This window comes from Desulfocicer niacini, from assembly GCF_054657595.1.
Map to the genome: position 1 here is coordinate 1 of NZ_BAAHYK010000176.1, position 503 is coordinate 503.

The 503-nt window shown below is 45.5% G+C and carries 1 protein-coding gene; it reads left to right on the forward strand.

Annotation, left to right across the window (positions count from 1 at the left end; genetic code table 11):
* Positions 1 to 275, forward strand: a 275-nt coding sequence (locus ACYQ2M_RS25260; protein WP_459919170.1) for an efflux RND transporter permease subunit, incomplete at its 5' end; no start/stop codon positions are given.
* Between the last annotated feature and the right edge of the window lie 228 nt (positions 276 to 503).

The window sequence follows — 503 nt, forward strand, 5'->3', positions numbered from 1 at the left end:
TGTCCCTTCACAGCGCTGCTGCCCGAGCAAGCCGGGAAAGATTCAGGGCGGTAATTTTGACATCATCCACCACCATTGCCGGTCTTCTGCCATTGTTGTTTGAAACGAGCCTGCAGGCCCAGATATTGATTCCCCTTGTGGTGAGTGCCACCTTCGGGCTCATGGCAAGTACAGTCATGGTGCTTCTGGTAATCCCCTGCATGTATCTGATCATGGGGGATCTTGGCCTTATAGAAAAAACAGACGATCAGGCCCTGGTTTTACCAGCCTCATGAAGGTGTCACCTAAAAGTTGCATTCACTGTAACACAAGCTGGACCCCGTTGGCCCACAAATTATGACGAATGGCTGATTATGATCTACCCCAGAAAGATCATCAGACGCATGGATACTGCGCAGCTATCGTGCAACCTAAAACATATTATGCATAAATATCATTGACATGGATTGAATTTTATGGATTATCCTTTTGTTTAAAAATTGTCTTCCATTCATACAAAATAC